The following is a 12980-nucleotide window of genomic DNA, read 5'->3' as shown; positions in this document are numbered from 1 at the left end:
ATGGGACGCATGTCCGCCGCCCGCAGCCCCCGTTCCGGCCGAGCCGGCCGCACCGACCCGCTGGCCTGGCGGAGGGCCGAGCCCGCCCCGCTCATGCTCCTCAAGGGGCCCGAGGACCATGCCGCCCGCTGGGTGACGGACCGCGTGACCCAGGCTCTGCGCGAGCGTCACGGTCAGCTGGAGATCCACCGGCTCCGCGCGGGGGAGTACCAGCCCGGCCAGCTGGCCACCGCGGCCAGCCCGTCCCTCTTCGCCGAGCCCACCCTCATCACGGTCGAGGGCCTCGAGGCCATGAACGATGCGTTCCTCGAGGACGCCCTGCGCCTCGTCCAGCAGGGCCCCGGCGCGGACGACGTCACGCTCGTGCTGCGTCACACCGGCGGCACCCGCGGCAAGAGGCTGCTGGATGCCGTCGCGAAGGCCGGCACGGTGGTCGAATGCGTGCCGCTGAAGAAGGACGAGGAGCGGCTGGCCTTCGTGCAGGCCGAGTTCCGCGACCGGCGTCGGCGCATCGACGAGGAGGCGGCCCGCGCGCTCATCCGCGCCACCGGCGCCTCGCTCACGGAGCTCGCGGCCGCGTGCGCCCAGCTCGTCGACGACACCGAGGGCGTCGTCAGCGTCGAGACCGTGGACACGTACTACAGCGGCCGCGTGGAGGCCACGAGCTTCGCGGTGGCCGACGCGGCGCTCGAGGGGCAGGCGGCGAGGGCCGTCTCCCTCGTGCGGCACGCGATGGCCACCGGCGTCCACCCGGTGATGATCACCGCGGCACTCGCGCTCAAGGCGCGGCAGGTGGCGCGGATGATCGACGCCCGCCGGCCCGCCGCCGAGCTGCCGTCCCTGCTCGGGGTGGCCCCGTTCCAGGTGCGCTACATCCAGCAGGCGGCGCGGCACTGGACGGCGGCCGGCATCGCGCAGGCCGTGGAGTGGATCGCCCAGGCCGATGCCGAGGCCAAGGGCGCCTCCCGCAACCCGGAGTTCGCCGTCGAGCGCGCGGTCATCCGCGTGGCCACCGCCGTCAGCCGCTGACGGCGCCGCCGGACGGCATCCCTCGGGGGCAGCCCGGACACGACGCGGCCCCCGCACCGATCGCTCGGGGCGGGGGCCGCGGTCACAGCCGGGGGGCGTGGATCAGCCGAGGAGGGCCTTCACGCGGGCGGCGATGCCGGACTTGCGGTTCGCGGCCTGGTTCTTGTGGATGACGCCCTTCGAGGCGGCCTTGTCCAGCTTGCGGGAGGCGGTGCGCAGCGCGGCGGCGGCGGCCTCGGGCTCGCCGGCGGCGACGGCCTTGTCCACGGCGCGGATGGCGGTCTTCAGCTCGGACTTCACCGCGACGTTGCGCTGGCGCGCCTTCTCGTTGGTGAGGATGCGCTTCTTCTGGGACTTGATGTTAGCCAAATCGGGTCCTTCGTCGTCGGCGGCGCGGACGAGGGTCCGGGCGCCGCATGAACAGGGGGTCGTGGAGGGTGCCCGGATCCGTGGACTGAGCGGCGTGGGGAACACCGATGATGACCCGTTCCGGGGGTGCCCGTCGACCGGCGGACACAATGCGGACGATCCTACCACCCAGACCCTGCGATCCGCGCGGCCGACTCAGCGCCCCCGCCGCCGGGCGCGGGCCAGCGCGGCCGTGACCCGGTCGAAGGCCGCCCGGTCCAGGACGCCGCCCTCCCGGCGCACCGCGGCCGGATCCACGCGGACCACCCGGTCCAGCTTCACCTCCGAGGCGCGGCCGGACCGGTCCCAGGCGCCCGCGCCCACGTCCACGTAGTCCTCGTCGCGGGCCAGGGCGTTGTTCCGGTCCCGGCTGGTCAGCATGAGCCCGAGCAGGTGCGCCCCGTCCCGGCCGATCAGGAGCACGGGGCGGTCCTTGCCCCGGCCGTCCATCTCCTCGTACGGCACCCAGGTCCACACGACCTCGCCCGGCCCGGCCGTCGGCCCGGGCACGGGCGCGTACTCGACGCGGACGGTGCCGGTGAAGTCCGGCAGGGACACGTGGCGGCCGGCGTCCTGTCGCCGGGGCCGGCGCTCCTGCCCGGGCCCGGGCATCGGCCACGAGTCGGTGGGCTCCGTGGGGTCCCACGCGGGCCCGGGAGGCCCGGGCGGGCCCGGGAAGGGCGACGGGCCGCTCCGGTCGCCGGCCCGTCGACCGGCCTCGGAGGCGGCCCGGCGCGGCCGGGCGTCGTCGCGGAGGGCGCCGATCAGGCGTGCCGTCCGGCGGCCGAGGGACAGGGCGCGATGCAGGTCGAAGGCCATGGGCGTGAATCTAGTGGACGCGCGGGCCCGGCGTCCGGGTCGGGTCGGCGGCGGATCATGAGAGACTAGGCGGTCAGAGTCCCGTCCCCGTCACCCGTAGAGGAAGTGCCCGTGTCGCCCCTGGCGTCGAACCCCCCGGTGCCCGCTGCCACCGACCCCTCGGTGATCCGCAACTTCTGCATCATCGCCCACATCGACCATGGCAAGTCCACGCTGGCGGACCGCATGCTGCAGGCCACCGGCGTCGTGCAGCCCCGCGACATGAAGGCGCAGTACCTGGACCGCATGGACATCGAGCGTGAGCGCGGCATCACCATCAAGTCCCAGGCCGTGCGCATGCCCTGGTCCGTGGACGGGGTGGACTACGCCCTGAACATGATCGACACCCCCGGGCACGTGGACTTCACCTACGAGGTCTCCCGCTCGCTGGCCGCGTGCGAGGGGGCGATCCTGCTGGTGGACGCCGCCCAGGGCATCGAGGCGCAGACCCTGGCGAACCTCTACCTCGCCATGGAGCACGAGTTGGAGATCATCCCCGTGCTCAACAAGATCGACCTGCCCGCCGCGGATCCGGACCGCTACGCGGCCGAGCTGGCCTCCCTGATCGGCTGCGATCCCGAGGACGTGCTGCGCGTGTCCGGCAAGACGGGCGTCGGCGTCGAGGAGCTGCTGGACCGCGTGGTCCGCGCCGTCCCCAGCCCGGAGGGCGACGCGGACGCCCCGGCCCGCGCGATGATCTTCGACTCCGTGTACGACACCTACCGGGGCGTCGTCACGTACGTGCGCGTCGTGGACGGCCGGCTCTCCCCGCGGGAGAAGGTCCGCATGATGTCCACGGGCACCACCTACGAGCTCCTCGAGATCGGCGTCTCCTCCCCGGAGCCCGTACCCACGAAGGGCCTGGCCGTGGGCGAGGTGGGCTACCTCATCACCGGCGTGAAGGACGTGCGGCAGTCCAAGGTGGGCGACACGGTCACCAACCACGCCCACCCGGCCGAGCAGTCCCTGGGTGGCTACGAGGACCCCAAGCCCATGGTGTTCTCAGGCCTGTACCCCATCGACGGCTCGGACTATCCCGTGCTGCGTGACGCCCTGGACAAGCTCAAGCTCAACGACGCCGCGCTCGTCTACGAGCCGGAGACCTCGGTCGCGCTGGGCTTCGGCTTCCGCGTCGGCTTCCTCGGTCTGCTGCATCTGGAGATCGTGCGCGAGCGCCTCGAGCGCGAGTTCGGGCTCGACCTCATCTCCACCGCGCCCAACGTGGTCTACGAGGTCACCCGGGAGGACCGTGAGGTCGTCACCGTGACCAACCCCTCCGAGTTCCCCGAGGGCAAGATCCTCGAGGTGCGCGAGCCCATGGCCTCGGCCACGATCATCGTGCCGGCCGAGTTCATCGGCGCCGTCATGGAGCTGTGCCAGGCCAAGCGCGGCAACCTCAAGGGCATGGACTACCTCTCCGAGGAACGGGTGGAGATCCGCTACTGGATCCCGCTGGCCGAGATCGTGTTCGACTTCTTCGACCAGCTCAAGTCCCGCACCAAGGGGTACGCCTCGCTGGACTGGAAGGCCGACGGTGACCAGGCGGCCGACCTCGTCAAGGTGGACATCCTGCTCCAGGGCGAACAGGTGGACGCGTTCTCCTCCATCACCCACAAGGACAACGCCTATACGTACGGCGTGATGATGACGGGCAAGCTCAAGGAGCTGATCCCGCGCCAGCAGTACGAGGTGCCGATCCAGGCCGCCATCGGCTCGCGCATCATCGCCCGCGAGAACATCCGCGCGATCCGCAAGGACGTGCTCTCCAAGTGCTACGGCGGCGACATCTCCCGCAAGCGCAAGCTGCTCGAGAAGCAGAAGGAGGGCAAGAAGCGCATGAAGATGGTGGGCCGGGTCGAGGTCCCGCAGGAGGCCTTCATCGCCGCCCTGTCCTCGGACGGCGCCGGCGCCGACCAGGCGGCGAAGAAGTAAGTGCCCGCCCTGCCCCTCGGCGAGCCGGTCCCCGACGACGGCCGGCTGCCGGCCGACGTCGGGCAGCGGGTGCGCGCGGCCGCCGGCGACGGCGCGGCGCGCACCTTCAGCCTGTACGTCCACGTGCCGTTCTGCACCGTGCGCTGCGGCTACTGCGACTTCAACACGTACACGGCCGTCGACCTCGGCCCCGGCGCGGGCCGCGGCGACTACTGGGAGTCGGCGGTCGCGGAGCTGGACTTCGCCGCGGACGTGCTCGCGTCCTCGGACGTGCCCGCCCGCCCGCTGCACACGGTGTTCTTCGGCGGCGGCACGCCCACGCTCCTGCCGGCCGCGGACCTCGTGCGCATCCTCCAGGCGGCGGTGGACCGGTTCGGGATCGCGCCCGGCGCGGAGGTCACCACCGAGGCCAACCCGGACACCATCACTCCGGAGTACGCCCGCCAGCTCGCGGCCGGCGGCTTCACCCGCCTCTCCCTGGGCATGCAGTCCGCGATGCCGCACGTGCTCGCCACGCTCGAGCGCACCCATCGGCCCGAGTCCGTCCCCGCCGCCGTCGCCGCGGCCCGCGAGGCCGGCCTGGAGGTGTCCCTGGACCTGATCTACGGGACCGCGGGGGAGTCCCTCGCCGACTGGCGGGCCACGCTCGAGGCCGCCGTCGCCCTGGCCCCGGACCACGTGAGCGCGTACTCGCTGATCGTGGAGGAGGGCACCAAGCTCGGGGCCCAGGTGGCCCGCGGCGAGGTGGCGGACGTGGACCCCGACGACCAGGCGGACAAGTACCTGCTCGCCGAGGAGCTGCTCAGCGCCGCCGGCTACCGCTGGTACGAGGTGTCCAACTGGGCGCGCGACCCGCAGGGCTCCGGGGTCCACCGCGCGCGGCACAACGTGGCGTACTGGGAGGACCAGGACTGGTGGGGGATCGGCCCGGGCGCGCACTCGCACCTCGCCGGCGTCCGGTTCTGGAACGCCAAGCACCCCGCCGCCTACGCGCAACGGCTGGCCACGGGGGTCACCCCCGCCGTCGGCCGCGAGCGGCCCGACGCCGACGCGCGGCGCCTCGAGCGCATCATGCTCGCGGTGCGCACGGTGGACGGGCTCCCGACCGCGGAGCTCGTCTCGGAGACGCCGGGGGAGGCCGCGCGGATCCGCGGGGCGATCGCCGAACTCATCGCCGCGGGCCTGCTGGACGGGCGCGCCGCCGTCGACGGGCGCATCATCCCGACGCTCGAGGGGCGGCTGCGCAACGACGCGATCGTCCGGGCGCTGGCCGGCTTCTGACCGGCCGACCCCGGGTCAGCGCAGGATGCGCAGGTTGAACGGGTACCGGAACGGACGGCCCTTGGACACGTGCGAGGCGCCCATCACGCCGTAGACCGCCATGGCGGCCCACGTGAGCGCGCCGAGGATCGCGAAGATCGGGCCGACCACCGGCAACAGGGACAGGAAGAAGAACAGGAGCGTGATGAGCGTGGGCGGCCCGGAGAAGTTCAGGGCCTCCCGCGACTCCTGCGAGGTGAACGGGCCGCGGTCGCGATAGAGCAGCCACACGACCAGCGGGCCGAGCACGCCGAACGCCAGACTGAGATGGGCCAGCGCCGCGCGGTCACGGTCCTGCTTCGCCGTGAGCGGGGCGCCGCGGCCGCCGGCCGAGACGAGCCAGGCGGGCGGGCCGTGGCCGGTGCGGCCGGCGTCGGGCTGCGCGCGGGTGTTCACGAGGGGCTCCTCCTGGATCGCGGGACCCGCGCGCCGGGGACCGGGCGCAGGGCATGGGCCAGCATAGCGCGGGCGGGCGGGGGCCGCGCCGAGATCAGTGCTCGGGTGCGGCGGTGAGGAAGTCGATGAGCTCCTCCACGCGGCCCAGCAGGGACGGCTCGAGGTCCGCGTACGTGGTGACGTGGGAGAGCAGCCGCTTCCACCCCAGCCCCGTGGCCTCCTTGCTCCCGTGCGGCCAGCCCAGTCCCCGCAGGATCCCCGTCTTCCAGTCCTGCCCCTTCGGCACGACGGGCCACGCGGGGATGCCGAAGACGGAGGGCTTGATGACCTGCCAGACGTCCACGTAGGGGTGACCGAGGATGAGCACGTTGCCCGCGGCCCCCGGCACGCGCATGGCCTCGGCCGCGAGGCGCTCCTCCTTGGACCCGGTGACGAGATGGTCCACGAGGATCCCGAGCCGGCGCCGCGGACCGGGGGCGAACGCACGGATCGCCCCGGCGAGGTCGTCCACGCCGTGCAGGGGCTCCACGACGATGCCCTCGAGGCGCAGGTCCTCGCCCCACACCTTCTCCACCAGCTCGGCGTCGTGCACGCCCTCCACCCAGATGCGAGAGGCGCGGGCAGTGCGGGCCCGCGCCCCCTCGACCCGTCGCGAGCCGGAGGCGGTGCGGGCCGGCGCCGCCGGGGCCGCGGCGGTCGGGGGGACCAGGGTCACGGGCTCGCCGTCGATCCAGAAGCCGCCGCCGAGGGGGAAGCCGCGGCGCACGCCGCGGCGGTCCTCCAGGACCACCACGTGCACGCCGCCGGAGCGCTCGATGCCGCTCACGGCCCCGGTGAACCCGGAGGCCACGTCCTCGACCACCGTGCCGGGGGTGGCGGGCACATCGGGGACGGTCCGGGCGGGGCGGCGCGTCAGGTCGTCGTGGCCCGCGGGGCCCCAGCTGCTCCAGTCCATGGGAGAGCACGGTAGCAACGGGGGCGGGCGATCACCGTGAGCGAAGCCGTGCGGGCCGGTCGGGTCGTCCCCCGGGTCGGACGGTAGCATTGGCACTTGACCCGCCGGAGTGCCAGCCAGGGGCACCTCCGGGGTCGCCCCGGATCCCGACGGACCAGAGGAGGACCGAGATGTCGGAGCAGCCCCGCCGCCTGCAGGTGCTCCAGGCGATCGTGGAGGACTACGTGGCGCTGCGCGAGCCCGTGGGCTCCAAGGCGCTCGTGGAACGGCACGCCCTGGGCGTGTCCTCCGCGACCGTGCGCAACGACATGGCTGCGCTCGAGGAGGAGGGCCTCATCGTGGCCCCGCACACCTCCGCCGGGCGCGTCCCCACGGACAAGGGCTACCGCGTGTTCGTCGACCGCCTCTCCGAGGTGAAGCCGCTGTCCCCCGCCGAGCGCCGGGCCGTGCGGACCCTGCTGGACCCGGAGACGGACACCGAGCACATGATGGAGTCCACGGTGCGCCTCCTGGCCCAGCTGACCCAGCAGGTCGCCGTCGCGCAGTTCCCCCACGAGGACGGCTCCACGATCCGCCACCTCGAACTGGTCTCCCTCACACCCACGCGCGTGCTCGTGGTCCTCATCCTGTCCACGGGACGGGTGGACCAGCGGCACGCCGTGCTGGACCGTCCGGTCGAGGAGGCGGAGCTGTCCGTGCTCCGCGGCCTCCTGCTGGACGCCCTGCTGGGGCTCGGTCCGGTGCAGGCGGCCACCGTGGTGGACGACGTCGTCACCCGGGTCCGCCCGGAGCACCAGCAGTCCGCCGCCCTCGTGGCCGCGGCCGTCCACGACCTGCTCGAGGCCGGTCGGCAGGACCGCATCGTCCTGGCCGGCACCGCCAACCTGGCCCGCTCCCCGGGGGACTTCGGCGCGTCCATCGGGCCGATCCTGGAGGCGCTCGAGGAGCAGGTGGTGCTGCTGCGCCTGCTCACGGAGATGGAGCAGGACGCCCACGGGGTGTCCGTGCGGATCGGGTCCGAGAACGTCGGATCGCTCGCGGACACCTCGGTGGTCGCAGCCGCCTACGGCCCCGGCGCCGTGGCGAAGGTCGGTGTCATCGGTCCGACCCGGATGGACTATCCGGGCACCATGGCCGCCGTCCGGGCGATCGCCCGCTATCTCTCCCGCATCCTGACCACCTGACGCGCCTCCGCGCGTCCTGGCGGGCCCCGTCCCGCATCGCCCCACGTCCCGCTCTCCCCGAGAGGAATCCCCACCGTGACCGACCACTACGAGACGCTCGGCGTCAGCCGTGACGCCAGCACCGAGGAGATCCGCCGCGCCTACCGCAAGCTCGCGCGCACCCATCACCCGGACGTCAACCCCGACCCGGAGGCGGCCGAGCAGTTCAAGCGCATCTCCCACGCCTACGAGGTGCTCTCGGACGAGGGCCGGCGCCGGGCCTACGACACGACGGGCAATGAGAACGGCCAGGCCGGCTTCCCGGGCGGCTTCGGCGGGGCGGGCGGCTTCGGGGGCTTCGCCGACATCTTCGAGACCTTCATGAACGCCGCCGGCCAGGGCGGCCGCGGCGGCCCCGCCAGCCGCGCCCGCCGCGGCCAGGACGCCCTCGTGACCGCGCGGATCGACCTGCGCGACGCCGTCTTCGGCGGCGAGCAGACGATCGAGTTGGACACGGCCGTGCGCTGCGATCGGTGTGAGGGCTCGTGCTGCGAGCCCGGCACCCAGCCGGAGACCTGCCAGACCTGCCACGGCCACGGCATGATCCAGCGCCCCGTGCGGTCGCTGCTGGGCACCGTCATGGCCACCGAGGCCTGCCCCGCCTGCCAGGGGTTCGGCACCGTCATCCCGACGCCCTGCCACGAGTGCGACGGGCAGGGCCGCGTCCGCACCCGGACGCCGCTGACCCTGCGCATCCCCGCGGGCGTGGACGACGGCACCCGCATCCACCTCGCCGGCCGCGGCGAGGCCGGCCCGGGCGGCGGCCCGAACGGGGACCTCTACGTGGAGATCGCGGTCCGCCCGGACGAGACCTTCCGCCGCGAGGGCGACCACCTGGCCACCACCGTGACCGTCCCCATGGCCGCCGCGGCCCTGGGCACCACCGTCACGCTGGACACCCTGGACGGCACGCAGTCCGTCAGCCTGGACCCGGGCGTGCAGTCCGGCCACGTCGAGGTCCTCCACGGCCTGGGCGTCGGCCGCCTGCGCGGGCAGGGCCGAGGCGACCTCAAGGTGGACGTGGTGGTCACCACGCCCACCGACCTGGACGAAGAGCAGCGCCAGCTCCTGGAGCGCCTGGCCGAGGTGCGCGGCGAGGAGGTCGTGCACGGCGCACCCCAGGCCAAGGGCATGTTCGCTCGGCTGCGGGAGAACCTGAGGAATCTGTGACCGCCCCCCTGTTCCACCTCGAGCCGGGCGCCCTGGCCGGCGCGAGCGCCGGCGCGGAGGTCGTCTTCGGCGGCCCCGAGGCCCGACACGCCGCCGCGGCCATGCGCCTGGCCCTCGGGGAGGCCGTGCTCCTGGCCGACGGGTCGGGCACGCTCGGCCACGGCACCGTGCTCGCGGCCGCCCCGGACGCGGTGTCCGTGCGGCTGGACGCGGTGGCGGAGGAGCCGGCGCCCACCCCGGCGCTCGTGCTCGTCCAGGCCCTCGCCAAGGGCGACCGGGACCTCATGGCGGTCCAGGCCGCCGTCGAGCTCGGCGTGGACGCCGTGGTGCCCTGGGAGGCGGAGCGCTCGATCGTCCGCTGGAAGGGCCCCAAGGCCGCCAAGGCCCGCCAGAAGTGGGCGGACACGGCCCGCGCGGCCGCCAAGCAGGCGCGTCGCGCCCGGGTGCCCGCGGTCCGAGACCACGTCTCCGGGACGGCGGTCGCCGGGCTGGCCCGGGACGACGACGGCGGCCGGCTCGTCCTCGTGCTGCACGAGGACGCGGAGCACGGGGTGTCCGCGGTGCCCGCGGAGCGACTCTCCGCGGCCGCCGAGATCGCCGTCGTCGTGGGTCCCGAGGGCGGGATCGGCCCGGCCGAGCTCGAGGCCTGCGTGGCCGCGGGGGCCGTGCCGGTGCGGCTCGGCCCGCACGTGCTGCGCGCCTCCACGGCCGGCCCCGCCGCCCTCGCCGTGCTCCAGCACCGGCTCGGCCGCTGGTGAGCCCCGGCAGGACGACGCGCCGACGCCTAGACTGGACGGGACGTCCCGCCCCCACGACCCCGAGGTGATCCGCCCCATCGTGACCGTGCCCCCCACGACCCCGACCCCGCCCGCCACCGCGCACGAGGGGGTCGCGTTCGAGACCGCCGACCTCATGGTCCGCACGCTCGGACCGCAGGACGCCCTGCTGCGGATCCTCGGCGGCGTGTTCCCCACCGTGGACGTCACGGTCCGCGACCAGCGACTGGACCTGGCCGGGCCGGTGGCCGACGTGGCCTCGGTGCGGCGCGTCGTCGAGGACCTGCGCTCGATCGCCCGCCGCGACCAGGCCGTCACCCCCGAGGTGATGGGCCAGGTGGTCCACCACGTCCGCGATGCCGCCACCGGGCGCGGCGCGGGTCAGCTGCACCTGGACTCGATCCTCTCGGGCCGGGGCCGCCGCATCCGCGCGAAGACCCTGCACCAGCAGGACTACGTGGAGGCGATCGACCGCTCCACCGTCGTCTTCGGCATCGGCCCGGCCGGCACCGGCAAGACCTACCTGGCGATGGCCAAGGCGGTGCAGGCGCTGCAGGCCAAGGAGGTCAACCGCATCATCCTCACCCGTCCGGCCGTCGAGGCCGGCGAGCGGCTCGGGTTCCTGCCCGGCGGGCTCTCCGAGAAGATCGACCCGTACCTGCGCCCCCTGTACGACGCGCTGCACGACATGATCGAGCCCGAGTCGATCCCGCGGCTGATGGAGGCCGGGACCATCGAGGTCGCCCCGCTGGCGTACATGCGCGGCCGCACCCTGAACGACGCGTTCGTGATCCTCGACGAGGCCCAGAACACGACCGGCGAGCAGATGAAGATGTTCCTGACCCGCCTCGGCTTCGGTGCGCGCATGGTCGTCACGGGCGACACCTCGCAGGTGGACCTGCCGCGCGGCACCCAGTCCGGCCTGGCCCAGGCCGTCGAGGTGCTCGAGGGGATCGAGGGACTGGAGATGGTCCGCTTCGACTCCTCGGACGTGGTCCGGCACTCGCTGGTGAGCGCCATCGTGGACGCCTACGACGCCGCCCGCGGCCCCGCGGAGCGCTCCCAGAAGCGAGGAGGGGCCCGCCGTGGCCGTTGAGATCCTGAACGAGTCGGGGATCGAGGTCCCCGAGGACGCGCTGCTGCGCATGGCCCGGCACGTGTACGCGCGCCTGCACGTCCACGAGCGCGCCGAGACGGCCGTGACCGTCGTGGACGCCGCACGCATGGCCGAGCTGCACGAGGAGTGGATGGACCTGCCCGGGCCCACCGACGTGATGAGCCTGCCCATGGACGAGCTGACCCCCGGCTCGCCCGAGGCGCCGGCCGAGGGCGTGCTCGGCGACGTCGTGCTCTGCCCCGAGGTCGCCGCCGAGCAGGCGGCGCGCGGCGGGCACTCCCGTGACGACGAGCTGCTCCTGCTGCTCACCCACGGCATGCTCCACCTGCTCGGGTACGACCACGTCGAGGACGCCGAGCGCGAGGAGATGTTCACGCTCCAGGATCGGCTCGTCTCCGAGGTCCTCGGCCGGCCCGCCCCGGCCCCCACCGTCGAGGATTGACGGCACCGCCCATGCTGACGCCCGCCGTCCTCTTCGCCCTCTTCCTGGTCTTCCTCGGCCTGACCTGGACGCTGTCCCTGGCCGAGTCCGCGTTCTCCTACCTCTCCCGGCGGGACGCGGAGGACATCGTCCGCGAGCAGCCCGGCTCCAAGGTCCTGGAGATCGCCCGCGAGCGGGAGAGCCACCTCGGGGCCCTGCGGGTCTGGCGCTTCGTCGCCGAGGCCCTGTCCGCCGTCTGCCTGACCGCGGCCGCCGACGCGGTGGTGGACGACACGTGGCTCGCCGTGGCGATCGCCGCGGTCGTGCTCGTGGGCGTGGCCGCCCTGCTGGGCGTCTGGAGCCCGCGGCCGATCGGCTCCCGCAACGAGGCCGCCGTCGCCCGCCGCCTGGGCGGCCTCGTGTGGGTGCTCCGCCGGGCCCTGGGCCCGCTCGCCGCCCGCCTGGACCGGGACCGGCGCCGTCGCGAGGTCGAGCCGGAGGACGAGGACGACTTCCAGGAGCGCCACCTGCGCGAGTTCGTCGCCCGCGCCCACGACGCGGACGTGCTCGCCGACTCCGAGGCGGAGCTGATCCAGTCGGTGTTCTCCATGAACGACACCATCGTCCGCTCCGTCATGGTGCCGCGCACCGACGTCGTCACGATCGACGCCGACCACACGCTCGGGCAGGCCATGGCCCTGTTCCTGCGCTCCGGCAACTCCCGCATCCCGGTGATCGGCGAGGACGCCGACGACATCCGGGGCATGCTGCACCTCAAGGACGTCACCCGCGCCCTGCACCACGACGGCGCTGCGACCGACACCCCCGTCACCGAGGTCATGCGCGACGTCCGCTTCGTCCCCGAGTCGAAGTCCGTGGCCACCCTCCTGCAGGAGCTGCAGCGCGAGTCCACCCACGTGGCCGTGGTGGTGGACGAGTACGGCGGCACGGCGGGGCTCGTGACGCTCGAGGACCTCATCGAGGAGATCGTCGGCGAGATCTACGACGAGGACGACCACCCGGACCGCCCCGAGGTGGAGTTCGTCGCGCCCGGCGTCTACTCCGTCGACGCGCGCATGGGCATCCACGACTTCCGGGAGGAGTTCGAGCTGCCGGAGGAGGACGAGGACGACGACGTCGACACGGTCGGCGGCCTCCTGGCCAAGGAGCTCGGCCGCGTCCCGATCCAGGGCTCGCGCGTCGTGGTCCAGGGGATCGAGCTCGTCGCGGACACCCTCGAGCCCCGCCGCAACCGGGTCGCGCGCCTGCGCGTCTCCGAGACCCCCGACCGCCCGGTGCGGCTGCGCCGGCGCGAGGAGCAGGCCCACGGCGCCACGCCCGCCGACCCCGTGGCCTGAGCCGGCCGCCCCACCCC

The 12980-nt window shown here is 74.0% G+C and carries 13 protein-coding genes; 9 read left to right on the top strand and 4 right to left on the bottom strand.

What is annotated here, in order from left to right:
- Nucleotides 1-9: 9 nt before the first annotated feature.
- Nucleotides 10-1029, top strand: a complete 1020-nt coding sequence (gene holA / locus AC0VX0_RS05890) for a DNA polymerase III subunit delta (protein ID WP_036336580.1) — start codon at nt 10-12, stop codon at nt 1027-1029.
- 102 nt (nt 1030-1131) lie between these two features.
- On the opposite strand, the gene rpsT is transcribed toward holA, so the two are convergent.
- Nucleotides 1132-1398 carry a 30S ribosomal protein S20 gene (rpsT, locus tag AC0VX0_RS05885; RefSeq protein ID WP_036336578.1) on the bottom strand — a complete coding sequence of 89 codons (267 nt, stop codon included), beginning with the start codon at nt 1396-1398 and terminating at the stop codon, nt 1132-1134.
- A gap of 195 nt (nt 1399-1593) precedes the next feature.
- Nucleotides 1594-2256, bottom strand: coding sequence for a type II toxin-antitoxin system PemK/MazF family toxin (locus AC0VX0_RS05880; protein WP_036336575.1), 663 nt, complete (start codon nt 2254-2256; stop codon nt 1594-1596).
- Nucleotides 2257-2367: 111 nt separating this feature from the next.
- Between AC0VX0_RS05880 and lepA the strand changes: the two genes are divergently transcribed.
- Both lepA and hemW read left to right on the top strand, forming a co-directional pair.
- Nucleotides 2368-4227, top strand: coding sequence for a translation elongation factor 4 (lepA, locus tag AC0VX0_RS05875; RefSeq protein WP_036336574.1), 1860 nt, complete (start codon nt 2368-2370; stop codon nt 4225-4227).
- Nucleotides 4228-5508 carry a radical SAM family heme chaperone HemW gene (hemW, locus tag AC0VX0_RS05870; RefSeq protein ID WP_221845049.1) on the top strand — a complete coding sequence of 427 codons (1281 nt, stop codon included), beginning with the start codon at nt 4228-4230 and terminating at the stop codon, nt 5506-5508.
- Between the two features lie 15 nt (nt 5509-5523).
- Here the strand turns inward: hemW and AC0VX0_RS05865 are convergent, their stop codons facing one another.
- Nucleotides 5524-5943, bottom strand: a complete 420-nt coding sequence (locus AC0VX0_RS05865; protein WP_002854682.1) for a DUF4870 domain-containing protein — start codon at nt 5941-5943, stop codon at nt 5524-5526.
- Between the two features lie 94 nt (nt 5944-6037).
- A complete protein-coding gene (locus tag AC0VX0_RS05860) occupies nt 6038-6898 on the bottom strand; it encodes a DUF3097 family protein (protein ID WP_036317197.1) in 861 nt (286 codons plus the stop codon).
- A 170-nt stretch (nt 6899-7068) separates the two neighbouring features.
- On the opposite strand from AC0VX0_RS05860, the gene hrcA reads away from it, so the two are divergent.
- The 6 genes from hrcA (at nt 7069) to AC0VX0_RS05830 (ending at nt 12963) form a co-directional block, all read left to right on the top strand.
- Nucleotides 7069-8082: a heat-inducible transcriptional repressor HrcA gene (hrcA, locus tag AC0VX0_RS05855; RefSeq protein ID WP_119217268.1), complete on the top strand. Its 1014-nt coding sequence runs from the start codon at nt 7069-7071 to the stop codon at nt 8080-8082.
- Between the two features lie 75 nt (nt 8083-8157).
- Nucleotides 8158-9291, top strand: coding sequence for a molecular chaperone DnaJ (dnaJ, locus tag AC0VX0_RS05850; protein ID WP_119217269.1), 1134 nt, complete (start codon nt 8158-8160; stop codon nt 9289-9291).
- Nucleotides 9288-10049 (top strand): 16S rRNA (uracil(1498)-N(3))-methyltransferase, encoded by a 762-nt coding sequence (locus AC0VX0_RS05845; protein WP_144818818.1) that lies wholly within the window; start codon nt 9288-9290, stop codon nt 10047-10049. The genes dnaJ and AC0VX0_RS05845 overlap by 4 nt, the downstream gene beginning before the upstream one ends.
- Nucleotides 10050-10125: 76 nt before the next feature.
- Nucleotides 10126-11163 carry a PhoH family protein gene (locus AC0VX0_RS05840; RefSeq protein ID WP_230278170.1) on the top strand — a complete coding sequence of 346 codons (1038 nt, stop codon included), beginning with the start codon at nt 10126-10128 and terminating at the stop codon, nt 11161-11163.
- Nucleotides 11153-11626 carry an rRNA maturation RNase YbeY gene (ybeY, locus tag AC0VX0_RS05835; protein ID WP_010078622.1) on the top strand — a complete coding sequence of 158 codons (474 nt, stop codon included), beginning with the start codon at nt 11153-11155 and terminating at the stop codon, nt 11624-11626. Before AC0VX0_RS05840 ends, ybeY begins: the two co-directional genes overlap by 11 nt.
- An 11-nt stretch (nt 11627-11637) precedes the next feature.
- On the top strand, nt 11638-12963 hold the full coding sequence (locus tag AC0VX0_RS05830; protein WP_119217271.1) for a hemolysin family protein: 1326 nt from the start codon (nt 11638-11640) through the stop codon (nt 12961-12963).
- The last annotated feature ends 17 nt before the right edge of the window (nt 12964-12980 follow it).

The organism is Micrococcus sp. iso_26 (assembly GCF_056172975.1).
Note: the sequence above shows the minus strand (reverse complement) of the source record. Positions and strands in the feature narration are given on the sequence as shown.